General features: G+C 71.1%; 20 protein-coding genes. 9 read left to right on the plus strand and 11 right to left on the minus strand.

The window, feature by feature from the left end; translation table 11 throughout:
* The first annotated feature begins 150 nt into the window (after positions 1-150).
* The 9 genes from ABIA32_RS03965 to pssA all read left to right on the plus strand — a co-directional run bounded on the left by ABIA32_RS03965 (position 151) and on the right by pssA (position 11263).
* Positions 151-1959: a 3-hydroxyacyl-CoA dehydrogenase family protein gene (locus ABIA32_RS03965; RefSeq protein WP_370092365.1), complete on the plus strand. Its 1809-nt coding sequence runs from the start codon at positions 151-153 to the stop codon at positions 1957-1959.
* Positions 1960-1979: 20 nt separating this feature from the next.
* Positions 1980-2819, plus strand: a complete 840-nt coding sequence (locus ABIA32_RS03970) for a TetR family transcriptional regulator (protein WP_370092366.1) — start codon at positions 1980-1982, stop codon at positions 2817-2819.
* Between the two features lie 383 nt (positions 2820-3202).
* Positions 3203-4540 (plus strand): crotonyl-CoA carboxylase/reductase, encoded by a 1338-nt coding sequence (ccrA, locus tag ABIA32_RS03975; protein ID WP_370092367.1) that lies wholly within the window; start codon positions 3203-3205, stop codon positions 4538-4540.
* 32 nt (positions 4541-4572) lie between these two features.
* Positions 4573-6588, plus strand: a complete 2016-nt coding sequence (locus ABIA32_RS03980) for a protein meaA (RefSeq protein WP_370092459.1) — start codon at positions 4573-4575, stop codon at positions 6586-6588.
* Entirely contained in the window at positions 6585-7571 is a 987-nt protein-coding gene (locus ABIA32_RS03985; protein ID WP_370092368.1) for a CoA ester lyase, read from the plus strand. The genes ABIA32_RS03980 and ABIA32_RS03985 overlap by 4 nt, the downstream gene beginning before the upstream one ends.
* A gap of 8 nt (positions 7572-7579) precedes the next feature.
* Complete coding sequence (locus tag ABIA32_RS03990; RefSeq protein WP_370092369.1) at positions 7580-8077, plus strand: MaoC family dehydratase; 498 nt, start codon at positions 7580-7582, stop codon at positions 8075-8077.
* 90 nt (positions 8078-8167) lie between these two features.
* Entirely contained in the window at positions 8168-9376 is a 1209-nt protein-coding gene (locus ABIA32_RS03995; RefSeq protein WP_370092370.1) for an acyl-CoA dehydrogenase family protein, read from the plus strand.
* 350 nt (positions 9377-9726) lie between these two features.
* On the plus strand, positions 9727-10380 hold the full coding sequence (locus ABIA32_RS04000; RefSeq protein WP_370092371.1) for a phosphatidylserine decarboxylase: 654 nt from the start codon (positions 9727-9729) through the stop codon (positions 10378-10380).
* A complete protein-coding gene (gene pssA, locus ABIA32_RS04005; RefSeq protein ID WP_370092372.1) occupies positions 10367-11263 on the plus strand; it encodes a CDP-diacylglycerol--serine O-phosphatidyltransferase in 897 nt (298 codons plus the stop codon). The genes ABIA32_RS04000 and pssA overlap by 14 nt, the downstream gene beginning before the upstream one ends.
* 61 nt (positions 11264-11324) lie before the next feature.
* Here the strand turns inward: pssA and ABIA32_RS04010 are convergent, their stop codons facing one another.
* The 11 genes from ABIA32_RS04010 to ABIA32_RS04060 form a co-directional block, all read right to left on the minus strand.
* Positions 11325-11642 carry a hypothetical protein gene (locus tag ABIA32_RS04010; RefSeq protein ID WP_370092374.1) on the minus strand — a complete coding sequence of 106 codons (318 nt, stop codon included), beginning with the start codon at positions 11640-11642 and terminating at the stop codon, positions 11325-11327.
* A gap of 44 nt (positions 11643-11686) precedes the next feature.
* Complete coding sequence (locus ABIA32_RS04015) at positions 11687-12058, minus strand: hypothetical protein (protein WP_370092375.1); 372 nt, start codon at positions 12056-12058, stop codon at positions 11687-11689.
* A gap of 131 nt (positions 12059-12189) precedes the next feature.
* Positions 12190-12753 (minus strand): hypothetical protein, encoded by a 564-nt coding sequence (locus tag ABIA32_RS04020; RefSeq protein ID WP_370092376.1) that lies wholly within the window; start codon positions 12751-12753, stop codon positions 12190-12192.
* 67 nt (positions 12754-12820) lie between these two features.
* Entirely contained in the window at positions 12821-15433 is a 2613-nt protein-coding gene (adhE, locus tag ABIA32_RS04025) for a bifunctional acetaldehyde-CoA/alcohol dehydrogenase (protein WP_370092377.1), read from the minus strand.
* Positions 15434-15683: 250 nt separating this feature from the next.
* Complete coding sequence (locus ABIA32_RS04030) at positions 15684-16172, minus strand: MarR family winged helix-turn-helix transcriptional regulator (RefSeq protein WP_370092378.1); 489 nt, start codon at positions 16170-16172, stop codon at positions 15684-15686.
* A 61-nt stretch (positions 16173-16233) separates the two neighbouring features.
* Positions 16234-16881 (minus strand): NAD(P)-dependent oxidoreductase, encoded by a 648-nt coding sequence (locus tag ABIA32_RS04035; RefSeq protein ID WP_370092379.1) that lies wholly within the window; start codon positions 16879-16881, stop codon positions 16234-16236.
* Positions 16882-17035: 154 nt separating this feature from the next.
* Positions 17036-19522: a glycosyl hydrolase gene (locus tag ABIA32_RS04040; RefSeq protein ID WP_370092380.1), complete on the minus strand. Its 2487-nt coding sequence runs from the start codon at positions 19520-19522 to the stop codon at positions 17036-17038.
* A gap of 259 nt (positions 19523-19781) precedes the next feature.
* Positions 19782-20912: an amidohydrolase family protein gene (locus tag ABIA32_RS04045; RefSeq protein ID WP_370092382.1), complete on the minus strand. Its 1131-nt coding sequence runs from the start codon at positions 20910-20912 to the stop codon at positions 19782-19784.
* Positions 20912-22384 (minus strand): glutamine synthetase, encoded by a 1473-nt coding sequence (locus tag ABIA32_RS04050; RefSeq protein WP_370092383.1) that lies wholly within the window; start codon positions 22382-22384, stop codon positions 20912-20914. The genes ABIA32_RS04045 and ABIA32_RS04050 overlap by 1 nt, the downstream gene beginning before the upstream one ends.
* A gap of 47 nt (positions 22385-22431) precedes the next feature.
* Positions 22432-23829, minus strand: coding sequence for a hypothetical protein (locus tag ABIA32_RS04055; protein ID WP_370092384.1), 1398 nt, complete (start codon positions 23827-23829; stop codon positions 22432-22434).
* Positions 23830-24222: 393 nt separating this feature from the next.
* A complete protein-coding gene (locus ABIA32_RS04060) occupies positions 24223-25341 on the minus strand; it encodes an alpha/beta hydrolase family protein (RefSeq protein ID WP_370092385.1) in 1119 nt (372 codons plus the stop codon).
* Positions 25342-25422: the final 81 nt, after the last annotated feature.

Here is a 25422-nt window from a genome sequence, read left to right on the forward strand (position 1 = left end):
ACGACGGAGGGTTCGGGTTTTCTCTTTCTCCGGGTTCTCGTTCCGGAGCTCTCTTCACACGGTCCTCAGTCGCGCCGTGTCCCTCACCTTTCCTGCCGCCGCGTCGGAGCGGACCGACAAAGCGGCGTACTCCCCTTGAGGAATCTCGCCATGACTGAATCGACGTCCGCAGCCACGTCCGCGCTCCCCCACCCCTTCCCCACCGTCGCCGTCGTCGGCCTCGGCACCATGGGCGCCGGGATCGCCGAGATCGTCGCCCGCAGCGGGCGCCAGGTGATCGGCATCGAGGCCACACCCGCCGACGCGCACGCCGCCCGCGTCCGGATCGAGGAGGCCACCGCCCACTCGGTCCGCCGCGAGCGGCTGACGGAGGAGGAGCGGCAGGAGCTGCTCTCCCGCATCCGGGTCACCGACGAGCTCACCGCCGCCGCCGAGGCGCAGCTGGTGATCGAGGAGGTGCCCGAGCAGCTCGAGCTCAAGCGCGAGATCTTCGCCGCGCTCGACAAGATCTGTCCGGAGGAGACCGTGCTGGCCACCGGCACCACCGCCCTCTCCGTCACCCGCATCGCCGCCGCGACCAGCCGTCCCGAGCGCGTGCTCGGCCTGCACTTCTTCAACCCCGCCCCGGTGATGCAGCTGGTCGAGGTCGTCCGGACGGTGCTGACGAGCCCGCAGTCCGCCGAGGACGCCGCCGAGTTCGCCCGCTCGCTCGGGAAGTCGCCGGTCGCCGCCGGGGACCGGGCCGGGTTCATCGTCAACGGGCTGCTCTTCGCCTACCTCAACCAGGCCGCCGCGATGTTCGAGTCGCGCTACGCCAGCCGTGAGGACATCGACGCGGCCATGCGCTTCGGCTGCGGCCTGCCGATGGGTCCGCTCGCCCTCCTCGACCTGATCGGGATCGACACCGCCAAGACGGTCCTGGAGGCGATGTACGCGCAGTCGCACGACCGCCTGCACGCGCCCGCGCCGATCCTCGGCCAGTTCGCCGCCGCCGGCCTGCTGGGCCGCAAGAGCGGCCGCGGCTTCTACACGTACGCCGCGCCCGGCTCCTCCCGGGTCGTCGCGGAGGCGAACACGACGGCCAAGGTCCGGGTCGCGGGCCGCGAGATCCGCAGCGTCGGCGTCTGCGGCTCCGGCACGATGGCCGCCGGTATCGCCGAGGTCTTCGCCCGGGCAGGCTATGAGGTGACGCTCGTGGCCCGCAGCCAGGAGAAGGCCTACCGCGCCAGGGGCGCGATCCACAAGTCCCTCGAGCGCATGGTCAGCAAGGGCCGCCTCTCCGCCGAGGACCGCGACGCGACGCTCGCCCGGGTCACCGCGTCCGGCTCGCTCGAGGACCTGCACAGCGTCGATCTGGCCATGGAGGCTGTCGCCGAGGACCTGGCCGTCAAGCGCGAGCTCTTCGCGACGCTCGACAAGATCTGCAAGCCGGGCGCGGTGCTGGCGACCACCACCTCCTCCCTCCCCGTGATCCAGTGCGCGACCGCCACCGACCGCCCGCAGGACGTCATCGGGATGCACTTCTTCAACCCGGCCCCGGCCATGAAGCTGGTCGAGGTCGTCAGCACGGTGCTCACCGCCGAGGACGTCACCGCGACCGTGCTCGACCTGTGCGGCAAGGTGCGCAAGCACCCGGTCGAGTGCGGCGACCGGGCCGGCTTCATCGTCAACGCGCTGCTCTTCCCCTACCTGAACGACGCGGTCCGCATGATCGAGGAGCACTACGCCTCGGTCGACGACGTCGACACCGCGATGAAACTCGGCTGCGGCTACCCGATGGGACCGTTCGAGCTGCTGGACGTGGTCGGCCTGGACGTCTCGCTGACCATCGAGAAGGTCCTGCACGCGGAGTTCCGCGAGCCGGGCCTCGCGCCCGCGCCGCTTCTGGAGCACCTGGTGACGGCGGGCTGCCTCGGCCGCAAGACCGGCCGCGGCTTCCGCGACCACGCGCGGCGATGAGGCCGGGTAGCCTTCCGGTCATGACCACGGAAGAGCAATTGCTGGAGCAGGTGGCCGGCACGGGCGCATCCGGTAGCAACGGCACCACCGCGAGCCCGGCCACCGGTGCCGCCACCGGGACTCCCGCCCGCCGGGCCACGGCCCAGCGCCAGCTGATGCGTCAGGAGCTGGCCACGGCGGCGATGGAACTCTTCGCGAGCCAGGGCTACGAGGAGACCACGGTCGATCAGATCGCGGTCGCCGCGGGCGTGGCCCGGCGCACCTTCTTCCGGTACTTCCGGTCCAAGGAGGAGGCGATCTTCCCGGACCACGACGACACCCTGGTTCGGGTGGCCGACCTGCTGGCCAGCGCGGAGCCGACCGAGCACCCGCTGGACGTGGTCTGCCGGGGCATCAAGGAGGTGCTGCGGATGTACGCGGCCACCCCTTCCGTCTCGGTGGCCCGGTACCGGCTGATCCGGCAGGTGCCGACGCTGCGCGAGCGGGAGATCGCCGTGGTCGCCCGCTACGAGCGGCTGTTCACCCGCTACCTGCTCGGACGCTTCGACACCGACCAGGGCGACGACGCGATGCTGGCCGAGGTCTCGGCCGCCGCCGTGGTCGCCGCCCACAACCACGTACTGCGCCGCTGGCTGCGGGCCGGCGGCCGGGGCGAGGTGGAGACCCAGTTGGACCACGCCTTCGAGGCGATCCGGCGGACCTTCTGGGGTGACCTCACCACCAAGCGTTCGGCACTTCCAGTGGCACCCAGTGCCACCGGATCCGGAGAGATCGTCATCACCGTCACCCGGACGGACGCTCCCCTCGATGAGGTCATGGCCAGTATCCGGACCGCCCTGAGCCAGCCGAGCGAGGCATAACCGCAGGTCAAGTAGATCCCAGAAGGGCCCGCCCGCACACAGGTGCCGGCGGGCCCTTCTGTCGTGTTGCAACGTGATGACGCTCACGTGACACTCGATGCAATTGGTGGCACGCAGTGTCTTTACGAGTGGCACAGGGTGCCAGTACGTTGTTACTCACTGGTCGCGGCGCCGCGGCTCCCCACCCCGGCGCGCCGTGCCACCGCCCGCGCGCCACCCCTGCGCAGGCCCCAAGCTCGAAGCAGAAGACCCAGCTCAGCCAGCCAAGCCCAGCGACTGAACCGCACCAGCCGGTGTCCGCTCCCGGTGACCCTCACCACCTCGCCATGTAGTCCCACAGACGCACCCTGCATCTCTCAGCAGGTACGCCGCCGGAGGCAGCCATGAAGGAAATCCTCGACGCGATCCTCAACCCGGGGACCAGCGCCGCCGAATACGCAGCGCTGAAACTCCCCGAGTCGTACCGCGCGGTCACGCTCCACAAGGACGAGCAGGAGATGTTCGCCGGCCAGGACAGCCGCGACAAGGACCCGCGCAAGTCCCTCCACCTGGACGAGATCGCGATTCCCGAGCTGGGCCCCGGCGAGGCGCTGGTCGCGGTGATGGCGAGCGCGGTGAACTACAACACCGTGTGGAGCTCCATCTTCGAGCCCGTCTCCACCTTCTCCTTCCTGGAGCGCTATGGCCGCCTCTCCCCCGAAGCCGCCCGCCACGACCAGCCGTACCACGTGGTCGGCTCCGACCTGGCCGGTGTGGTGCTGCGCACCGGGCCGGGTGTGCACGCCTGGAAGCCCGGCGACCAGGTGGTCGCCCACTGTCTCAGCGTCGAGCTGGAGAGCGCCGACGGCCACAACGACACGATGCTCGACCCCGAGCAGCGGATCTGGGGCTTCGAGACCAACTTCGGCGGCCTCGCCGAGGTCGCGCTGGTCAAGTCCAACCAGCTGATGCCCAAGCCGAAGCACCTCACCTGGGAGGAGGCGGCGTCTCCCGGCCTGGTCAACTCGACCGCCTACCGCCAACTGGTCTCCCGCAACGGCGCCGGCATGAAGCAGGGCGACAACGTGCTGATCTGGGGCGCGAGCGGCGGCCTCGGCTCCTACGCCACCCAGTACGCGCTCGCCGGTGGCGCGACGCCGATCTGCGTCGTCTCGAACGACGCCAAGGCGAAGATCTGCCAGGACATGGGCGCCGAGGCGATCATCGACCGCAGCGCCGAGGGCTACAAGTTCTGGAAGGACGAGAACAACCAGGACCCGCGCGAGTGGAAGCGCTTCGGCGGCCGGATCCGCGAGCTGACGGGCGGCGAGGACGTCGACATCGTCTTCGAGCACCCGGGCCGCGAGACCTTCGGCGCCTCGGTCTACGTCACCCGCAAGGGCGGCACGATCGTCACCTGCGCCTCGACCTCCGGCTACATGCACCAGTACGACAACCGCTACCTGTGGATGTCGCTCAAGCGCATCGTCGGCTCGCACTTCGCGAACTACCGCGAGGCGTGGGAGGCCAACCGTCTGATCGCCAAGGGCAAGATCCACCCGACGCTCTCCAAGACCTACACCCTCGCCGACACCGGCCAGGCGGCGCTGGACGTGCACCACAACAAGCACCAGGGCAAGGTCGGCGTCCTCTGCCTCGCCCCCGAGGCGGGCCTCGGCGTCACCGACCCGGAGCTGCGCGCGAAGCACCTGCCTGCCATCAACAGGTTCCGAGGAGAGTAGAAGTGACGACTCATCGGGACCGGCCGTGGCTGATGCGGACCTACGCGGGGCACTCGTCCGCGGCCGCGTCGAACGAGCTGTACCGGAAGAACCTGGCGAAGGGTCAGACGGGCCTCTCCGTCGCCTTCGACCTGCCGACGCAGACCGGCTACAACCCCGACCACGTCCTCGCCCGTGGCGAGGTCGGCCGGGTCGGCGTGCCGGTCAGCCATGTGGGTGACATGCGGGCGCTCTTCGAAGGCATCCCGCTGGAGCGCACCAACACCTCGATGACCATCAACGCCACCGCCATGTGGCTGCTGGCCATGTACCAGGTGGTCGCCGAGGAGCAGGGCGCGGACATCGCCAAGCTCACCGGGACGACGCAGAACGACATCGTCAAGGAGTACCTGTCGCGCGGGACGCACGTCTTCCCGCCCGGTCCGTCGATCCGGCTGACCACCGACATGATCGCCTACACGGTCGCCAACATCCCCAAGTGGAACCCGATCAACATCTGCAGCTACCACCTGCAGGAGGCCGGGGCCACGCCGGTGCAGGAGCTGGCCTTCGCGATGTGCACGGCGATCGCCGTGCTCGACGCGGTCCGCGACAGCGGCCAGGTGAAGCCGGAGCAGATGGGTGAGGTCGTCGCCCGGATCTCCTTCTTCGTCAACGCGGGCGTCCGCTTCGTCGAGGAGATGTGCAAGCTGCGCGCCTTCTCCCAGCTGTGGGAGAAGCTCACCCTGGAGCGCTACGGCGTCGCCGACCCCAAGCAGCGACGATTCCGCTACGGCGTCCAGGTCAACTCCCTCGGCCTGACCGAGGCGCAGCCGGAGAACAACGTCCAGCGCATCGTGCTGGAGATGCTGGCCGTCACGCTCTCCAAGGACGCCCGCGCCCGCGCCGTGCAGCTGCCCGCCTGGAACGAGGCGCTGGGCCTGCCCCGGCCCTGGGACCAGCAGTGGTCGCTCCGGATCCAGCAGGTGCTGGCCTTCGAGTCGGACCTGCTGGAGTACGGGGACCTCTTCACCGGCAGCGTCGTCGTCGAGGGCAAGGTCGCGGAGCTGGTCGAGGGCGCCGAGGCGGAGATCGCCAAGGTGCTCGGGATGGGCGGGGCGATCCCGGCCGTCGAGTCCGGCTACATGAAGGCGGCCCTGGTCGCCTCGCACGCCGAGCGCCGGGCCCGGATCGAGTCGGGCGAGGACAAGGTCGTCGGCGTCAACTGCTATGAGACCACCGAGCCCAGCCCGCTGACGGCCGACCTGGATACCGCGATCATGGTCGTGGACGGCGACGCCGAGCGTGCCGTCGCCGAGGCCTTCGCCGGTTGGCTGGCCGACCGCGACGAGACCGCCGCGCAGGCGGCGCTCGCCGAGCTCAAGGCCCAGGCCGCCACCGACGCCAATCTGATGCCCGCCACCCTCGCCTGCGTCCGCGCGGGCGTGACGACCGGCGAGTGGTCGCAGGCCCTGCGCGACGTCTTCGGCGAGTACCGGGCTCCCACGGGCGTCGGCGGCGCGCCGATCACCGGCACGATCGACCCGGAGTCGGGCGCCGAGCTGCTGGCGGTCCGCGCGGCCGTGACCCGTACGGCGGAGGAGCTGGGCAGCGGCAAGCTGCGGCTGCTGGTCGGCAAGCCGGGCCTGGACGGGCACTCCAACGGTGCCGAGCAGATCGCCGTCCGGGCCCGCGACGCCGGGTTCGAGGTGGTCTACCAGGGCATCCGGCTGACGCCGGAGCAGATCACCGCCGCGGCCGTGGCCGAGGACGTGCACTGCGTGGGCCTGTCGATCCTCTCCGGCGCGCACGCCGAGCTGGTCCCCGACGTGCTGCGACGGCTGCGTCGGGCGGGCGTCGAGGACGTGCCGGTGGTCGTCGGCGGGATCATCCCGGCCGCCGACGAGCAGGCGCTGCTTGCCCAGGGCGTGGCGGCGGTGTTCACTCCGAAGGATTTCGGGATCACCACGATCATCGGCCGTATTGTCGACGAGATCCGTCTGGCCCACAGCCTCGACCCGATCTTCGCCACCACTTTGGACATCAAGGAAGAGACCCTCGCCTCATGACCACCGTGCACAGCGTCAACCGACTGCGTCCGCGCCGCTCCTGCCTCGCCGTCCCCGGCTCCAACCCGCGCTTCCTGGAGAAGGCCCAGGGCCTCCCCGCCGACCAGGTCTTCCTGGACCTGGAGGACGCCTGCGCGCCGCTGGCCAAGGAAGGCGCCCGCCACACCATCGTCGACGCGCTGAACAACGGCGACTGGACCGGCAAGACCCGCGTCGTCCGCGTCAACGACTGGACGACCCACTGGACCTACCGGGACGTCGTCACCGTGGTCGAGGGCGCGGGCCAGAACCTGGACTGCATCATGCTGCCCAAGGTCCAGGACGCCCAGCAGATCGTCGCGCTGGACCTGCTGCTGACGCAGATCGAGAAGACCATGGGCTTCGAGGTCGGCAAGATCGGCATCGAGGCGCAGATCGAGAACGCCCGGGGCCTGATCAACGTGGACGCGATCGCCGAGGCGAGCCCGCGCCTGGAGACCATCATCTTCGGCCCGGCCGACTTCATGGCCTCCATCAACATGAAGTCCCTGGTCGTCGGCGAGCAGCCGCCCGGCTACCCGGCGGACGCGTACCACTACATCCTGATGCGCATCCTGATGGCCGCCCGCGCCAACGACCTGCAGGCCATCGACGGCCCCTACCTGCAGATCCGCAACGTCGACGGCTACCGCGAGGTGGCCGGCCGGGCCGCCGCGCTGGGCTTCGACGGCAAGTGGGTGCTGCACCCCGGCCAGGTCGACGCCGCCAACGAGGTCTTCTCGCCCTCCCAGGAGGACTACGACCACGCCGAGCTGATCCTGGACGCCTACGACTGGTGCACCAGCGAGGCGGGCGGCAGGAAGGGCTCGGCGATGCTCGGCGACGAGATGATCGACGAGGCCAGCCGCAAGATGGCCCTGGTCATCTCCGGCAAGGGCCGCGCCGCCGGCATGCAGCGCACCACCAAGTTCGCCGCCCCTGAGAACACGAGCCCGGAAGCCTGAGGCCAGAGATGCAGTTCGGACGCACCTACGAGGAGTTCGAGGTCGGCGCGGTCTACAAGCACTGGCCTGGAAAGACCGTCACCGAGTACGACGACCACCTCTTCTGCCTGCTGACCATGAACCACCACCCGCTCCACATGGACGCGAACTACGCGACCACGACGGTGCAGGGCAAGAACGTCGTGGTGGGCAACTACATCTACTCGCTGCTGCTCGGCATGTCCGTCCCGGACGTCTCCGGGAAGGCCATCGCCAACCTGGAGATCGAGTCGCTGAAGCACGTGGCGCCGACCTTCCACGGCGACACGATCTACGGCGAGACGACGGTCCTCGACAAGAACATGACCTCCAAGCCCGACCGGGGCATCGTCTACGTCGAGACCAAGGGCTACAAGCAGGACGGCACGCTCGTCTGCATCTTCCGCCGCAAGGTCATGGTCCCGACCGAGACGTACATCAAGGAGCGCGGGGGCGAGCAGCCCGGCCGCCCCGAGCTGCAGCAGTAACCAGCGGTAACCCACCCCCAAGTTCGGGCGCTCCGCGGTGTATGCCACGCCCGCGGAGCGCCCGGTCCGGCCGAAAAGGACACCTCTCCCATGGGACGCCTCGCCCAGACCGAAGGTCTCACCGAGATCCAGCAGGACATCCTCAGCACCGTGCGCAGCTTTGTCGACAAGGAGATCATTCCGGTCGCCACCGAGCTGGAGCACCGCGACGAGTACCCCGCCGACATCGTCGAGGGCATGAAGGAGATGGGCCTGTTCGGGCTCATGATCCCGGAGGAGTACGGCGGGCTCGGCGAGTCGCTGCTCACCTACGCGCTCGTGGTCGAGGAGATCGCCCGCGGCTGGATGTCCGTCTCCGGCATCGTGAACACGCACTTCATCGTGGCGTACATGATCAATGCCCACGGCACCCAGGAGCAGAAGGACTACTTCCTGCCCCGGATGGCCACCGGCGAGGTCCGCGGCGCCTTCTCCATGTCCGAGCCGGGTCTGGGCTCCGACGTCGCCGCCATCTCCACCAAGGCGGTCAAGGACGAGAGCGGCGAGTTCTACGTCCTCAACGGCCAGAAGATGTGGCTGACCAACGGCGGCACGTCCACCGTCATCGCCTGCCTGGTCAAGACCGACGAGGGGGCCTCCTCCCCCTACAAGAACCTGACCACCTTCCTGATCGAGAAGACGCCGGGTTTCGGTCCGAACGAGAGCGTCCCCGGCCTGACCGTGCCCGGCAAGATCGACAAGATGGGCTACAAGGGCGTCGACACCACCGAGCTGGTGCTCCAGGACGTCAAGATGCCGAGCAACCGCATCCTGGGCGGGGTCCCCGGCCGCGGTTTCTACCAGATGATGGACGGCGTCGAGGTCGGCCGCGTCAACGTCGCGGCGCGCGGCTGCGGCGTCGCGCAGCGCGCCTTCGAGCTGGGCATCCGCTACGCGCAGCAGCGGCAGACCTTCGGCAAGAAGATCGCCGAGCACCAGGCCATCCAGTTCAAGCTGGCCGAGATGGCCACCAAGGTCGAGGCGGCCCACCAGATGATGGTGATGGCGGCCCGCAAGAAGGACTCCGGGCAGCGCAACGACCTGGAGGCCGGCATGGCCAAGTACCTCGCCTCGGAGTACTGCAAGGAGGTCGTCGAGGACTCGTTCCGGATCCACGGCGGATACGGCTTCTCCAAGGAGTACGAGATCGAGCGGCTCTACCGGGAGGCGCCGATGCTGCTGATCGGCGAGGGAACCGCGGAAATCCAGAAGATGATCGTCGGTCGACGTCTGCTGGAGGAGTACAAGCTCGCCGAGTAGCAGGCCTGGGGAGGCGGCGCATCGGCGCAGATGGGGGCGTGAACCAAATGGCTCACGCCCCCATTTTCCACACTCCCACCGCATGTTTCCCGGCTTGAGGGCTTTGTCACCGTTCGCCTACAGCCCTTGGCCTCGGCACCCCGACCGGCTTACCGTTGCGAGACAGAGAGAAACGCGGGAAAGCCCCACGCGGGTTCCCGGAGCTTGCTACGGCCCCACCCGCTGCCGATAGCATCCCCCCGGACAGATAACTGTCGTCAGCGGTCTGTGCCCTCGGGCTCGGGTCGTCGCCGGCACTGTCCCCGAACCCCTCGACTCCGCGACCTTGTCGGTCGCGACAAAGGTCTTCGATGCCCCTTCGTCCGTCCCAACCGACCGACGCCCGCCCGCGCGTGACGCTGGCCCGCGGCGCGTCTCCCTGGCTCGTCCCCACCGTGCTCACCGCTGCCGCGTGCACCGCCCTCACCCGGCGCAACGGCAGATGGGCACTGGCGGCGGTACCGGCCTCCGCGCTCAGCGCGGGGATGCTCTGGTTCTTCCGCGACCCCGAGCGCGAGATCAGCGAGGGCCGGGTGATCTCCCCCGCCGACGGCGTCGTCCAGAGCATCGACGCCTGGCCGGACGGGCGCACCCGGGTCGCGATCTTCATGAGCCCGCTGAACGTCCACGTCAACCGGGCCCCGGTGCCCGGTGTCGTGCGCTCGGTCGAGCACGTACCGGGTGGGTACGTGCCGGCGTTCAACAAGGACAGCGACCGCAACGAGCGGGTCGTCTGGCACTTCGACTCCGAGCTCGGCGACATCGAGATGGTGCAGATCGCGGGCGCGGTCGCTCGGCGCATCGTCCCCTACGTCACCAGCGGCACCAAGGTCGAGCAGGGCGAGCGGGTCGGCCTGATCCGCTTCGGCTCCCGCGTCGACACCTACCTCCCGGCGGGCGTGGAGCCCTGCGTCGAGGTGGGGCAACGCACGACGGCAGGGGTGACACGCCTTGACCGTGACTGATCCCGAGACCTACGCGGACCACGACGAGCACGGCGGACACGACGGGGAGAGCGAGCACGAGCGCGCCGCCCGGCGGCTGCGCTGGGCCCGCGACCGCGAGCTTCGGCGTCCGCTGTCGCCGCAGCACCTCTCCACGGCCGACCTCTTCACGCTCGGCAACGCCGTCTGCGGCTTCCTGGCGATCTACTGCACCACGACCGGCGTGCTCATCCCGCACCTGACCGGCGTCGCGACCAGCGGCGACCGGCGCAGTGCGGCGGCCGCCGTGACGCTGCTGCTGATCGGCTCGATGTGCGACCTGTTCGACGGACTGGTCGCCCGCAAGCTGCGCAGCTCGGCGCTGGGCGCGGAGCTGGACAACCTCGCCGACCTGATCAGCTTCGGCATCGCCCCGGCGTACTTCGTCGTGGTCTGGGGCATGACCGCAGGCGGCGCGCACCAGCGCGTCGGCGCGGGCATCGCCATCGTGGTGCTGCTGGCCGTGGTGCTGCGCCTGGCGCGCTTCTCCTGCACAACCGCCCGTCCGGGCGTGTTCCAGGGGATGCCCTCCCCCATGGGCGCGCTGACGGTCATCTCGATCGTGCTGCTGGACCCGCCGTTCATCCTGGGCGCGGTCGGGATCGTGGCGGTGGCGGCGCTCATGGTGAGCCAGGTCGAGTACCCGAAGCCGCAGGGCAAGCTGGCCACGGCGACGCTCTGCTGGATCGTCGTCTCCATGGGCTGCCTGACGGCCTGGGCGACGGGCCTGCCCGGCGGCGTCACGCTGCTGCAGATCGGCGCCAGCCTGCAGGTCGCGCTGGCCCTGATGGCCCCGCTCATGGTCATCCGCCGCAAGGTCGGGGACGTCCGCGCCAAGCGCGCCGAGGCGCGCAGCGCGAACTGAGCACGCTCGGATCGAACGAAGGCCCCGACCGCACTGCGGTCGGGGCCTTCGCGTCGCCCGGTCAGACGCGCTGCGCGGCCGGCTGCCGGGTGCTGCCCGGCGCCACGGCAGGCGCCGCGGGACGGCGGCGCAGCAGCGCCACCGCCAGGCCGACGAACCAGACCATGCCCACGAAGCGGCCGAGCGGGATGAACGCGGTGGCGGGCTCGGTCAGCAGCGAGAGCATGGAGAGCACCGAGAGTGCGGCGACGGTCAGGCCGAGCCAGTTCAACCAGCTCGGCAGCGCGCCCGCCCTGCGGGCAGCGGCCGCGACCGAGCCGGTCAGCAGCCCGGTGGTGGCGACCTGGGCGGCGGCGCCGATGATGAACACCAGGTCCATGACCGCGCGGTAGACCTGCAGGTTGTCGCCGATGCCCGGCCGGTTCAGGATCCACTGGGCGGAGGCGGAGAGCAGCAGGAAGGCCGCCGCGACGGTCCCTGCGGCGCGGACCAGACCGCTGTAGCGCCCCTCCGGCGCAACGCGACGGGCGAAGCGGCGGCGTACGGGACGAAGACCAGCAGCGCCAGCGCGCTCATCGCCTGGCAGAACGCTGCGACCGGGACGAGGTCGCGGGTGGTGGTGGCCAGGTAGTGGGCCACCTCCGCGTCGGTGGAGTACGGCGTGACCAGCGAGGCCCCGCTGTTCTGCCCGAGAATGTTGGGCAGAACGAACGACGCGAGGAAGAACAGCACGTAGAGCAGGCCCGCGAGGGCACCTGCCCGGTGGCGTGAGGGCGCGAGGGTGTCAGCGGACACGGGGAGCTCTCCTTGGCTGGGTGACGGGTCGCCAAGAAGGATCGCCCGATCCGCAGGGCCGTTGCGTCCCCCAGGCGACGGCACCGCGGATACCACGCCTGGAGTACGCCGTCGGCGACGCCAAGGACGTGTCAGCGGCAGTCGTCGTCCTGGCTCTGCGCGCGGAGCTCGACGATCAGGCCCGGCCCGCTGAACGGCACGTCCAGCCAGGTGGAGTTGGGCAGCTTGGTGGGGATGATCCAGCCGTCCCAGTTCTTCCAGGTGAAGTGCGCGTCCTTCGACGCGCTGGAGGCGACCGAGTGCCAGCCGTCCGCCAGCATGGAGTCCCTCAGCTGCGCCGGGATGCCGCCGAAGCTCTCGCCCTCGAAGAAGATGCGGTAACCGACCATGCAGCCCTCCGGGCTGGGTCGGAAGGCCGCGTCACGCTGCCCCTGACGGGTCAGACCGGCGTCGTCCATCGCCCGGACCATCTGCCGGCCGATCGCGGCGGCCTCGCCCTTGCGGCGGGTCTGCGCGGCCTGCTGCGCGGCGTGGATCTCCGCAGCACGCGCCTCGGCAGCCTTGGCCGACGCGCTGGCGGCAGCGCTGGCGGAGGCCCGGGACTCGGCGGGGGTCGGCCCGCCGGCCGAGCCCGCACAGCCGGCGGCCAGGGCGAGAACGGGCACGGCACAGAGGAGGTGGACAAATCGAGGCATGCGGGCAAGCGTAAGCGCCCCACCCACGTGATCTTCACGGGGTGGGGCACGAAACGGAATCACTGGTTCAGCTGCCGTAGTAGGCCTGAGTCATCAGGCGCTTCATGTCGTCGATCATCGGCATCCGGGGGTTGGCCGGGGCGCACTGGTCGGCGTAGGCGTTCATCGCCTGCTGCGGGAGGGCCTCGACGAAGGCCGTCTCGTCGACGCCCTCGGCCTGGAAGGAGCGCGGGATGCCGCAGCGGTCGCGCAGGTCCTCGACGGCCATGGCGTAGGACTCGACCCCCTCCGCCGTGGTCGCCGCCGGGAGGCCCAGCAGGCGGGCGATCTCGGCGAGGCGCTCCGGGGCGCGGTAGGTCTCCGCCTTGGGCCACGGGGTGGCCTTGTGGGTCACCGTGCCGTTGTGGCGGATGACATGGGCCAGCAGGATCGCATTGGTGCGGCCGTGGGCGACGTGGAAGGTGTTGCCCAGGGTGTGCGCCATCGCGTGGACCAGGCCGAGGAAGGAGTTGGCGAAGGCCATGCCCGCGATCGTCGACGCGTTGTGCATCTTCTCGCGCGCCTCGGGGTCGTTGGGGCCGTCCTTGACGCAGCGCTCCAGGTTCTCGAAGATCAGCTTGATCGCCTGCAGGCACTGACCGTCGGTGAAGTCGCTGGCGTAGGCCGAGATGTAGGCCTCCGTCGCGTGGGTCAGCGCGTCGAAGCCGGAGTCGGCGGTGACGTGCGGCGGCAGGTTCATCGGCAGCACCGGGTCGACGATGGCGACCGACGGGGTCAGCGCGTAGTCGGCCAGCGGGTACTTCTGGGCGGCCGCCGGGTCGGAGATGACCGCGAAGGGGGTGACCTCGGAGCCGGTGCCGGAGGTCGTCGGAATGGCGACGAGTTGCGCCTTCTCACCCAGCGAGGGGAACTTGTAGGCGCGCTTGCGGATGTCGAAGAACTTCTCCTTCGTGTCCGCGAAGGCGATCTCCGGGTGCTCGTACATCAGCCACATGATCTTCGCGGCGTCCATCGGCGAGCCGCCGCCCAACGCGATGATGGTGTCCGGCTGGAAGTCCCGCATCATCGCGGCGCCGGCGACGACCGTCTCCAGCTCCGGGTTGGGCTCGACGTTGTCGATGACCTGGATGACGACCGGCTCCTGACGCGAGTTCAGGATGTCGGTGACCTTCTGCACGAAGCCGATCCGGCCCATGGTCTTGTCGGTGACCAGCGAGACGCGGTGGATGTCGGCCATCTCACCGAGGTAGCGCAGCGAGTTGCGCTCGAAGTAGATCTTCGCGGGGACCTTGTACCACTGCATGTTGTTGTTGCGCCGCCCGATCCGCTTGATGTTGAGCAGGTTGACCGCGGTGACGTTGTTGGACACCGAGTTGTGGCCGTAGGAGCCGCAGCCGAGGGTCAGCGACGGCAGGAAGGCGTTGTAGACGTCGCCGATTCCGCCGAAGGTGGAGGGGCTGTTGACGATGACCCGGATCGCCTTGACGCGCTTGCCGAACTCCTCGGCCAGCTCCTCGCTCTCGGTGTGGATCGCGGCGGAGTGGCCCAGGCCGTGGAACTCGACCATCCGCGCGGCCAGGTCCAGGCCGTGCTCGGTGGTGTCGGCGCGCAGCGCGGCCAGGATCGGCGAGAGCTTCTCCCGGGTCAGCGGCTCGGCGTCGCCGACCTCGGCGCACTCCGCGAGCAGGATCGCGGTGTCGGCCGGGACGGTGAACCCGGCCTGCTCGGCGATCCACTGCGGGGACTTGCCCACGACAGCCGCGTTCAGCTTCGCCCCGGCGCAGTTGGCGCTGCTCGCGGTGACGCCGAAGACGAACTCCTCCAGCTTGGTCTTCTCGGCGGCGGTCAGCAGGTGCGCGCCCAGGCGCTTGAACTCGGCGATACCGGCCTCGTAGACGGCGGTGTCGAGGATGACGGCCTGCTCGGAGGCGCAGATCATGCCGTTGTCGAAGGCCTTGGAGAGGATGATGTCGTGGATCGCGCGGCCCAGCTTGGCGTCCTTCGCGACGTAGGCGGGAACGTTGCCCGCGCCGACCCCGAGGGCGGGCTTGCCGCAGGAGTAGGCGGCCTTGACCATCGCGTTGCCGCCGGTGGCCAGGATGGTGGAGACACCCTCGTGGTTCATGAGGAGGTTGGTGGCCTCCATGGACGGCGTCTCGATCCACTGCACGCAGCCGGCCGGCGCGCCGGCCTCCACGGCGGCGTCACGGACGATGCGGGCGGCCTCGGCGGAGCAGTGCTGCGCGGAGGGGTGGAAGGCGAAGACGATCGGGTTGCGGGTCTTCAGCGCGATCAGCGCCTTGAAGATCGTCGTCGAGGTGGGGTTGGTGACCGGGGTCATCGCGCAGACGACGCCGACCGGCTCGGCGATCTCGGTGATGCCGCTCAGCTCGTCGCGGCTGACGACGCCGACGGTGCGCAGGTCGCGCATCGAGTTGGTGACGTGCTCGCAGGCGAAGAGGTTCTTGACGGCCTTGTCCTCGAACAGCCCGCGTCCGGTCTCCTCGACGGCGAGGCGAGCGAGCTCGCCGTGCTGGGCGAGGGCGGCGAGCGAGGCCTTCTTGACGATCTGGTCGACCTGGGCCTGAGTGAACGCCTCGTACGCGCGCAGCGCGCCCTGCGCGCGCTCGACCAGGGCGGTGACGGTTTCTTCGGCGGTGTCTTGGGCAAGCGTCGACATTTCGCTCTTCACCTCGGCAGTTCCGTGAAGCGGACTGATTCGTTACTTTCAGCCTGCGCGGATCCCCACCGAGGGAATACGGGCCTTGGACGCCTCTTGCTCAGGACTAATGACCTGGCGCCACCTCAGGGGCGCGAGGAACTGCGCGAGAAACCACCGAGTGCGGATGGCCCTGTCCGTTCGGCCTGCCACGTGGGTGGGTGGTTTGTCGCGCAGTTCCCCGCGCCCCTGATGGTGCAACTGACCCTGATCAGCCAAGAGGCGGCAGTGCCTCCAGCGCGTGGCGGCCCAGTTCGTCCAGGCCCTCGATCGTCGCCGTCAGCTGTTCCGGCGTGAGGACCTGAAAGACATGCTCGTCGATCGCCTGCGCATGCCTCCGCGCCGCCTCCGCCAGCTTGGACGCGCCGAGTGCGGAAATGGTGACCACCTGGATCCGGCGGTCGGACCGGGACCGTTCGCGCTGGACCAGTCCCTGGTCCACCATGCGGTCGACCAGGCGGGTGGCTCCGCCGCTGGTCAGGACGGCGTCGCGGGAGAGGTCGCCCATCGTCGCGCCCTCCGGCGCGGCCGCCAGGCGCAACAGGACCTCGAACATCGGGTGCGAGATGCCGCTCTCCCGCTCCATCGCCGCGCCGAGCAGGCGCTCCAGCCGGGCCGCTGCCGTCAGCAGCACGCCGAAGGCCTGCACTCGTTCGTCGGCGACGGCCTCGGCGGCGGTCTCTATGCCGACAGCGGTCATCTCACGGCTCCTTCCCCAGGGGATCATTCACACGTTACCCGCCCGGGGTAGCCCACATGGGCTATCGGCCGACCGTGAAACGGCGTCCGACGTGCGCGGGCTTCTCGATCTCGTCGACCAGCGCCACCGCGTAGTCCTCCGCCGTGATGTGGCTCTTGCCCTCGGCGTCCACCACCAGCTGCTCCGTGCCCGTGCGGTAAGCACCCGTGCGCTCGCCGGGCTCGATCGTGGTGGCGGGGCTGAGGACGGTCCAGGTCACGTCGTCGACGGTGTTGTAGAAGGCCTGGGCGTCGCCGTGGGCGTGCATGATCTGCAACAGCCACTCGGGGAGGCCGGGGGTGTCCCAGACCTTGACGCCGGGCGCGACCTCGAGGCTGCCGGCGCCGCCGACGGCGATCAGGCGCGGCGCGTTCGCGCCGAGACCGCGCAGGGCCTCGACGAGCGAGCGGGCAGCGGGCTCGATGGTGGCCTCGTGACCCGGGCCGTCGCCCCCGCCCACCGCGCTGACCAGCACGTCTTCGCCGACCGCGACCTTCGCGACGGAGGCCGGGTCCAGCACGTCGCCGGCGACGACGGTGACGCCCTCGGGGGAGATCCAGCTCGAGGGGTCGCGGACCACGGCTGTGACCTGGTGGCCACGGGACAGAGCCTCAGCCACGATGCGGCTGCCGATGTTGCCCTTGGCTCCGATGACGGCGATCTTGGCCATGAGAGTGCCTCTTCCATGCGTGCGGGAGAGCGGGGTTACCGCCTTGCACCCATGAAAACATCTGACTGGTCAGAGAATATTCCTCGGTAAGCCAAAAGAGGGGACGCGCCGAACATGTCCGTCTGAACATGTCCGGCGCGTCCCGGGTCGTGCTTTAGCGGCCCAGCTCCGTCAGCTCGATGCTGAGGATCCCGCGACCGTGCGTCGCCGCGTAGACCCGGCCGTCCGGGCCGAGCAGGATCTGGTCGACGGAGACGGCAGGCAGCTCGCCGATCGCCTTGAAGTCGGTGCGGCCCGGCGCCCGGTAGACCGCGCCGAGGTCGGTGCCGACCAGCAGGCCGCCGGCCGGGGTGAGCGCCAGCGAGTCGACGGGGACGTCCGGCAGGTTCGCGGAGATGTCCGTCCAGGTCGCGCCCGAGTCGTGGCTCTCGAAGATGTGGCCGAAGCCCGCGCCGGGGCCCTCGTTCCACTGCCGCGAGAAGCCGCTGAACGACAGGTAGACGTGCGAGCTGTCGGCCGGGTCGATCTTCACGTCGCTGATGTAGCGGTTCGGCATGCCCGCCGGCAGGGTCAGCTGCGACCAGCCGGTGCCGTCCGCGTTGCCGACCGCCACGCCGTGGGTGAAGCCCTGCGAGTTGCACGGGCCGCACCAGGCCGCGTAGACCTTGCCGCCCGAGGAGGCGACCGCGGTCGAGACGTGGCCCGCGCCCAGGTCGTAGGCGCTGGTCCAGGCGCTGGACGCGCGGATCGCGTAACCCTGGTTCTGCACCCAGACGTTGCGGCCGCCGGCCACCCAGGTGTTCGGGTTCTTGAGGTCGGCCGTGAACGGCGCGATGAAGCGCGCCGAGGAGGTCGCGTTGTCCGGCGGCGGCACGTCGTACGTGGTCGGAGCGGTGAGGCCGTTGTTGACCGCGCAGTTCTGGGTGACGTTGATCTCCAGGTAGACGTACTCCTGGGCCTGGTTGCAGCCGTTCGCCGGGTCGGTCAGCGTCATGCCGCCGTCGCCGCCGAAGTTGGAGCCCATCACCGTGTCGACGCTCTTGGAGCCGTAACCCCGCAGCACCGACTGGCCGTTGTCCTGCAGACCACCGGTGACCACGACGCCCTTGCCGGCGGGCTCGTTGCCGACGCCGACCGAGTAGAACTGCAGCGAGTCGATGGTGCCGTCGTTCAGCGAGGCCCAGTCCGTCGCGTGGCCCAGCGAGTTGGCCGCGCCGTTGACCGGACGGCGGTAGACGCCGCCGTCGTTGGCCGCGAAGACGTAGCTCTGGCCCTTGTAGCTGCCGACCGCGAGACCGTGCTGGTCCGGGTGCGTGGTCTGCGGGCAGGTGCCGCTCTGGGCGAGCGGGTCCAGGCTCCAGCAGGCGAGCGGGAAGTTCCAGTACGGGCCGGGGGTGGTCCAGGTGGCGCCGCCGTCGGCGGACTCGAAGACCTCCTCCAGGCCGGCGTAGACGTGGTCGTGGTTGTTCGGGTCCACGGTCAGCGACTCGTCGTACCAGGACTGCCCGCCGGGGTTGTCCAGCACCGAACCGGAGCCGGCCAGCTTGGCCTTGTTCGCGACCAGGGTCCACGGACCGAACGGCGACCCGCTCTTGGAGACGTAGATGCCGCCCAGGCCGCCGCCCGCGGCCAGCGAGGCCGGGGACTGCACGACGGCGTAGTAGCGCTGGTGGTCGGCCGAGGGCGCGAAGGTGACGGTGCCGACATCGGCGGCGTCGGTGGGCAGGTCGCCCATCGAGGTCAGCAGCTGCCAACTGCCGCCGACCTTGGTGTAGTAGCCGTTGTACGTGCCGCCGGAGCGCCAGCCCGCAGCGACGACCATGCGGCTCGGGTCGGCCGGGTCGAAGGCGATGTCGCTGACGATGTTCTTGTAGGCCGCGCTCGGGTCGCTCGCGAGCGGGTGGCCGGGCAGGTAGTCGGGGCTCGGCGCGAACTCCAGCGTCCAGGGGCCGCTCAGGTGCGTGGTCGAGTGCGACCAGAGGCCCTCGGTGGTGGCCGCGTAGACCCTGTCGCCACTGAAGCGCAGGGCGTGGATGCTGGTGCTCTGCAGCTCGTCGCCGCCGATGCGGTTGTGCGGCGAGAAGCGGCTGTGGGCGGGGTCGTCGAGCATGTAGACGCCGCTGCCGAGGTAGGCGTCGGCGTTGGTGTTGGCCTCGCCGGTGCCGAGCCAGAGGCGGCCCTTGCCGTCCAGCGCGAGCGAGCCCGTGGCCTGCGCGGAGAGCTGGTCGCTGATCGACTTCCACTGGCCGCCGTTGGTGCTGGAGCGCCAGACGCCGCCACCGGCGGTGCCGGCGTAGACGTTGCCCTGGTCGTCCGCGACGACGGCGGCCGTGCGGCCGGTCACCAGGCCCATGCCGGCCGTGGAGTTGGAGTTGTAGTCGCGGTAGCGCGGGTCGTCCGAGTTGTACGGCAGCTTGGTGACGTGCCGCCAGTCTCCGCCGGTGCGCTGGAGGTTCTGCATGGAGGCCCAGGCTGCGCCGTAGGCGCCCGGTGCGACGATGCCAGGGGACTGACGCTCCTCGGCGCGCTGGTCGGCGCCCTCGGCTATGGAGTCTGACTCCCCGGTGGAGCCGTCGCCACCGCCGGTGCTGACCATCGCGCGCATGCCACCGCTCTTCGCGTGGCGGTGGTGGATCGGCATGCCGACAGCGGGAGTTGTGGCCACCAGTCCGCCGGCTGCGGCGATTGCGGTGGCTATGAGTACGAGACGCCGACTGCCACGGTGCGGGCTTGTCAACAGGTCCTCCCCGAGTGTGTGGGTGAACACCGGATGTGTCACTGCGTGCACGACCGTCAGGTACAGGCCGCGAGTGACTTGACCACACTGGGGAGGGTGGCAGCTAGTGCCATGGCACAGCGTTTACCCAACTGTTACGACGCCACATGAGTATCGACTCGTGTCAGCGCGACACAGAGTCAACAGCAGGTAGTTTGTACAGCTTTTGGGCGTTTCCGCCGCCGATGAGCCCAGCGATGCGGGCCGCCTCGGCGGGCACCGGCACGGCCTCGGCAAGCCAGGAGTCGAGCGCGTCGGTGAACGCGGCCGCGCCGACCCGGTAGAGCTCGGGCAGGCCGTAGGCGTCGGTCGAGAAGAGCAGCTTGTGGAAGGGCGCGAGTTCGAGCGTCTCGGCCAGCACACGGCGTGCCCCGGTGCCGACATGGCCCAGCGCGAGCCCGAGGTCGCAGTGGACGGTCGGGAAGGCCTGGGCCAGCCAGGCGGCCTGGCGGTGGTAGGGCCAGCCGTGCAGCAGGACGAGCGGTGTACCGAGCGGCTCGGCGGCGCGGACGAAGTCGGTGAGCAGCGACGGGTCGGTCCGGTGCAGGGTGAGGTCAGGATCGCCGAAGCCGGTGTGGAGTTGCAGCGGCAGGCCCAGCTCCAGCGCCTCCCAGAGCAGTTGGCGCAGCAGCACCGGGTGACGCAGTCGGCCGCCGCCTTCGTCCAGGTACTCCCCCGCCGCACGCGTGGTCTCGGCGGCGGACGGGCGGGCCGGGTCGAAGTCCAGACCGTGGCGGTAGGCGATGACGGACTTGAGCCCGACCGCGTGCCGCGTCGCACGCCGCAGCGCGCTGCGGACCGCGTCCGACCAGCCCGCTGCCGTGGTCCCCGGCGTCGCCAGCTCGGCGACGCGCTCGATCCGCACGATCTCGTGCACGTCCGCCCCGGCCAGGCCGCCGAGCTCGTCCGGCGTCAGCAGGGGGACACCCGCGGCTTCGGTGAGCCCGGTGTCCACCAGGCAGGCGGCCAGGCCGGAGCGGCGCAGCAGCCGTCTAGTGGCCTCGGCCGCGCCGAGCTCGCGGCGGCGCTCCAGATACGCCTCGGGCGACGCGAAGGCGGGCAGGTCCAACTCCGGCGCGCACCACCGCCGTACGGCGAGCCCGAGGGCGCCGTCCCAGGGCGTGGCGCCGGGCGCGGGAGGCCGGTCGGACTCGGTGAGCAGCGAGGCGAACGCGGACGACGACAGCTCGGAGGCGACGACGCTGTGGCAGTGCTGGTCGACGAGCGGCGGCGCCGCGCCGGGCGTCGCGGGCATCAGTAGCGCCAGCGGGTGGCGGCGATGACGTCCTCGGCGGACCTTCCGCCCAGCGTGGCCTGCTCCGCCGCACGGACAGCGGCGACGGCCTCGAAGAGCACGTCGCCGAGCGCGTCGCGCAGCACCGTGGAGCCACGGAAGGCAGTGAGCGCCTGGTCGAGGTCGGTCGGCAGGCGGCGGGGCTGACGCGACGGCGGCAGCTGGGCCGGGTCGCCCTGGACCGGCTCGGGGAGCCGGGCCTTCGCGTCGATGCCCGCCAGACCCGCCGCGATGACGCCGCCGACGGCGAGGTAGGGGTTGGCGGCCTGGTCGAAGCACTTGACCTCGACGTTGGCCGCCGCGTCGGGGCCCTGGATCAGCCGCAGCGCGGCCTCACGGTTCTCCACGCCCCAGCACTGGTACGCCCCCGCCCAGCGGGAGGGCACCAGCCGCAGGTAGCTGGCGACGCCGGGCGCGCCGAGCGCCAGCAGCGCGGGCAGCTCGGCGAGGACGCCGGCCAGGAACGCCTCGCCGTCGGGGTCGCCCGGATTCACCGCCTGGGGTGCGCCGCGGTGACCTGCTGCGGCCGCGGGGACCCCGTGCGCGGACCCGCCGGCGGCCGACCCCTGCTCCCCCGCCCGGACGTCACGCCACGGTTCACCGGACGCGGCGTGCCCCGGATCGGCCAGCAGGTTGCGCCCCTCGCGCCAGGCGCTGAGGTGCAGGTGGCCGCCGTTGCCGACGCCGCCGGGCTCGAAAGCGGGGGCGAAGGAGGCCCGCAGGCCGTGCTGGGCGGAGACGGCGCGGACCGTGGCGCGGACGAGGACCGCGTCGTCGGCGGCGGCCACCGGGTCCGTCGCCGCGACGGACACCTCGAACTGGCCGGGCGCGTACTCGGGGTGCAGCTGCTGCACCGTCAGGCCCTGGGCCTCCAGGGCGAGCAGCAGGTCCCGAAGGTAGTCGGAGAGGTCGGTGAGCCGCTGCAGGCCGTAGGCGGGGCCCTGGCTGGGATAGCTGCCGTCCTCGGCGCGCTGCACGATCCACTCGGTCTCGAAGGCGGCGCGGAAGGTGATCCCGCGCGCCGCCGCCCGCTCGGCCATCGACTTGGCGAAGTGCCGCTGGCAGGCCGCGTGCGGCTCGCCGTCCTGCCGGAAGCGATCCGCCGGGGCGAAGGCCCAGCCCGGCTGCGCGGCGAGCGGCACCGCGCGGTCCAGCGCGGGGAAGAGCCGCAGGTCGCCGTCGGGACCGCCGAGGTAGCGGCTGGTGGTGATCGCGTCGTCGACCAGGAACACGTCGAAGACCGGCGACATGCCGATCCCCTCGACCGCGGCCTCCGCCAGGCGGCGCAGCGGGACGCCCTTGACGCGGGCGATCCCGGCGTTGTCCACCCAGGTCAGCGCGACGGCCACGACACCCTCGCCGCTCAGCCGGGCGGCCGTGAGCCGCGCCTCGGCGCGGGCCTCGTCCCGCGCCTGCGGCTCCTGCTCGTCCACCGGACCTCCCTCGTGGGTCCTCGGCTGTTGCGACTGTCGGCGGGCCGTCAGGCTCCGCCGTCGTGCACGCTGAACGCGCTGCGCCGGGCGGCGCGCGCCACTCCAGGATCGGGGTGCGCGGACGCCACGGCTGCCAGGACATGCCCGGCACGCGGGTGGCCGACCTGGCGGGCCAGGGCGAAGAGGCGCGCGGGGTCGCCGTCGGCCGCGCCCTGGACGTGGCGGACCAGCATCCCGGTGTCGCCGTGCTCCAGCACGGCCGCACCGGTGTCCACCCAGAGCCAGGCGGCGTCCTGCCGGTCCAGCACGTCCGCGGGGAGAACGCCCTCGTCGCTCTGCTCGGCGAGCCAGAGCAGGGCGTAGGGGCGCAGCATGGGCTCGTCCAGGACGTGCCGCACGGCGGGCTCCGCCGGATGCCCGGCGACGCGCAGCGCCTCGAAGGCGAGACCGCGCAGCAGGGCGTCCTCGCCGCGGGCGACGTCGAGCAGGTCGGTGACGGCGCGATCCACCTGACGGGCGGCCAGCCAGGCGCGGTACTCGGCGCGGGCCGGTCCCGGCGAGTAGCCGGCGCAGGCGGCCAGCAGTTCGAAGGCGGACTGTTCGATGTGCCCGGCGGCGGTCTGCGCGACGGTGCAGATCTCCTCCAGCTTGGCGCGCACGGCCCAGTGGCCCAGCGGCGTCAGCTCGACGGACTCCTCGCCGGCTGCGCCGTCTGCCGTGCCGTCGTCGGCTGCGGGTCTGCGGACCAGGGCGCCGACGGCGGCGAAGCCGTCCAGCATCCAGCGCAGCACGGCCGCGATCTCGGCCGGGGTCGGCGGCAGCGCGGCGTCCGCGCGGGCGTCCCGCGCGTCGGCGCGGACGGCGGAGACGGCGAGCGCCGCGTGCGGGACCGGCGAGCCGAGGGTCGGGTGCAGGCCGGCGTGCCACTGCTCCTCCATGCCGCGACGCAGCAGCTCCAGCAGCTCAGGCTCGGCGACGGGACCGGCCACGAGGTGCAGGAAGGAGAGGAGCTGCGGCGCGTGGTCCACCGCCTGCCCGGCGAGCTGGGTCAGCGCGCGGTCGGGCACGGAGACCAGCAGCGTCCAGGCGTCGAAGAGCGCCGCCCAGCCGCGCAGCACCGCCTCGTCGTCGTGCTCCCAGGCGTGCAGCCGCCAGCCGGGGCCCGCGCCGCCGCCGCGCAGCTCGATCAGGCCGGTCAGCCTGGCCCGCTCCCACGCCGCGACGGCCTGGTCGAAGGTCAGCGCGAGGGCCTTGGCGGCGGCTTCGGCGTCGGCGGGCAGAAGGTCGCCCCGGCGGTCCACGGCCGGCAGCTCGCCCGCCCAGCGGGCGATCCGCACCGCGTCCGCGAGCAGGCGCCTCGCCGGCGGGGCGAGGCGACCCAACCCGGGCAGGTCGGCGGGGGGCGTGCGGCGCGGCTGTCCCTTGGGACGGGGCAGCCTGGACACGCGGGCAGCAGGGGCGGCAGGGGCATCACGGTCGCGCGGATTCCGGGACGTCACGCGGTGCAGTCTTCCCCGTCATACGGCAACTTGTCACATCCTCAGGCGTGGCGCAGGTCAGCTGTGCCGTGAGGTAACTGATGAGACGAGGTTGCACTGCCCAGGGGCGCGGGACTCGGCCGAATTGCGGCTCCGCCGCGTGGGCGCGAGAGGTCACAGCGGCAAGGTGCCCTCCCGCCCGTGGTTGCACCCTCCAGGGGCGCGAGGAACTGCGCGAGACACCACCCTGTGCGGATGGCCCTGACCGTTCGGCCTACCAGCTACGTGGGTGGCTTGTCGCGCAGTTCCTCGCGCCCCTGGAGGTGGTGCAACTTCCTCGTCTGCAGGGGCCTTGCGCCTTCAAAGCAAAGGTGTCAGGAACCTCCGGAGGAGGTCTTCGTAGCCGTGGGGGTCGGCGTTCCACAACGCCTCGTGCTCCGTGCCCGGGAACTCCCTGAAGAGGACGAGGTCGTCCCGACGGGAAGCCAGCCCGCGGACCGGGGCGATCGGAGCCACCGTGTCGTCCGGGCTGTGCAGCAGGAGCGTCGGGACGGAGAGGCCGTCGCCCGAGGCCAGCTGGTCGAAGGCCGCCGTGTCGACGCCCGCGCGGCCCTCCGCCGCGCGCATCCCGAGCTCGGCGAGGGCCTGCGGGACGCCGCGGCGGGTCGCCTGGCGGCGGACCGTGGCGCGCCAGTCCAGGACCGGCGAGTCCAGCACCAGCCCCCGAACCGTCTCCCGCCACGCGGACCGCTCCGCCGCCTGCAGGGCCATCGTCGCGCCGATGCCCCAGCCGTAGAGCAGCACGCGGCTCGCGCCGGAGTCCACGGCCAGCCGGATCGCCGCCTCCACGTCACGCCACTCGGTCTCGCCGAAGTGGCCGATCCCGTCCGGCGAGGGCGGCGCGCCCGCGTCGTTGCGGTAGCTGACGCTCAGCACCGGCATCTTGAAGTGCTGGAAGACCGGCAACAGCGGCAGCACCTGGCCGCGGTCCGCGCCCGCGCCGTGCACCGCGATGACCCACGGGTCGCGTAGACCGGAGACGTACCACGCGGGCATAGGGCCGAGCTCGCCGCGCACCGTCGTCTCGGAGTAGTCGAGCCCGAGCGCCGACTTCGGGTCGCCGCGCAGGACCCATGGCGTGAGCACCACCGTCTCCCCGGGCGCGGGCGGCGCGGAGCCGCCGGGCTCGACGACCCTGACGACGGTCTGCGCGGTCGTGGAGACGACGTCGCCGACCACGACGTGGCCGTCCGTCCCCCACTCCAGCGCCCAGCGGCCGGGCCGCTGGGTCTCCGGGGCGCGGGTCAGTTCGACCAGTCCCGGTGCGACGGAGTGGACCCTGAGCCCGCCGACCGAAGCGGGAGCGGCTCCGCCGGACCGGATCGAGATCTCGGAGACCACCCGCCCCGCCACCAGCACGACCGCCCCCGCGCCTACGGCGGAGACGGTGGCCACGGCGGCTGCCTTGCCCCAACGCATGTCGCTCCCCTGCTCGGTCCTACGTTCTCTCCATGCAAGTACCCGCTGCAGCCCGCCGCCACCGGTGCGCGGCCGAACGGG

It is taken from the genome of Streptacidiphilus sp. MAP12-20 (assembly GCF_041262525.1).
Classification (GTDB): Bacteria; Actinomycetota; Actinomycetes; order Streptomycetales; family Streptomycetaceae; genus Streptacidiphilus.

Bases quoted from the DNA above. Each gene is read 5' to 3' on its own strand.
- ABIA32_RS04035 (WP_370092379.1), bottom strand. From the start codon at position 16,881: ATGGCCAAGATCGCCGTCATCGGAGCCAAGGGCAACATCGGCAGCCGC.
- ABIA32_RS04010 (WP_370092374.1), bottom strand. From the start codon at position 11,642: ATGGACCTGGTGTTCATCATCGGCGCCGCCGCCCAGGTCGCCACCACC.
- ABIA32_RS04020 (WP_370092376.1), bottom strand. From the start codon at position 12,753: ATGCCTCGATTTGTCCACCTCCTCTGTGCCGTGCCCGTTCTCGCCCTG.
- adhE (WP_370092377.1), bottom strand. From the start codon at position 15,433: ATGTCGACGCTTGCCCAAGACACCGCCGAAGAAACCGTCACCGCCCTG.
- ABIA32_RS03980 (WP_370092459.1), top strand. From the start codon at position 4,573: ATGCGGACCTACGCGGGGCACTCGTCCGCGGCCGCGTCGAACGAGCTG.
- ccrA (WP_370092367.1), top strand. From the start codon at position 3,203: ATGAAGGAAATCCTCGACGCGATCCTCAACCCGGGGACCAGCGCCGCC.
- ABIA32_RS04000 (WP_370092371.1), top strand. From the start codon at position 9,727: ATGCCCCTTCGTCCGTCCCAACCGACCGACGCCCGCCCGCGCGTGACG.
- ABIA32_RS04040 (WP_370092380.1), bottom strand. From the start codon at position 19,522: ATGCCGATCCACCACCGCCACGCGAAGAGCGGTGGCATGCGCGCGATG.
- ABIA32_RS03985 (WP_370092368.1), top strand. From the start codon at position 6,585: ATGACCACCGTGCACAGCGTCAACCGACTGCGTCCGCGCCGCTCCTGC.
- ABIA32_RS03970 (WP_370092366.1), top strand. From the start codon at position 1,980: ATGACCACGGAAGAGCAATTGCTGGAGCAGGTGGCCGGCACGGGCGCA.
- ABIA32_RS04045 (WP_370092382.1), bottom strand. From the start codon at position 20,912: ATGCCCGCGACGCCCGGCGCGGCGCCGCCGCTCGTCGACCAGCACTGC.
- ABIA32_RS03965 (WP_370092365.1), top strand. From the start codon at position 151: ATGACTGAATCGACGTCCGCAGCCACGTCCGCGCTCCCCCACCCCTTC.
- ABIA32_RS04060 (WP_370092385.1), bottom strand. From the start codon at position 25,341: ATGCGTTGGGGCAAGGCAGCCGCCGTGGCCACCGTCTCCGCCGTAGGC.
- ABIA32_RS03995 (WP_370092370.1), top strand. From the start codon at position 8,168: ATGGGACGCCTCGCCCAGACCGAAGGTCTCACCGAGATCCAGCAGGAC.
- ABIA32_RS04030 (WP_370092378.1), bottom strand. From the start codon at position 16,172: ATGACCGCTGTCGGCATAGAGACCGCCGCCGAGGCCGTCGCCGACGAA.
- ABIA32_RS03990 (WP_370092369.1), top strand. From the start codon at position 7,580: ATGCAGTTCGGACGCACCTACGAGGAGTTCGAGGTCGGCGCGGTCTAC.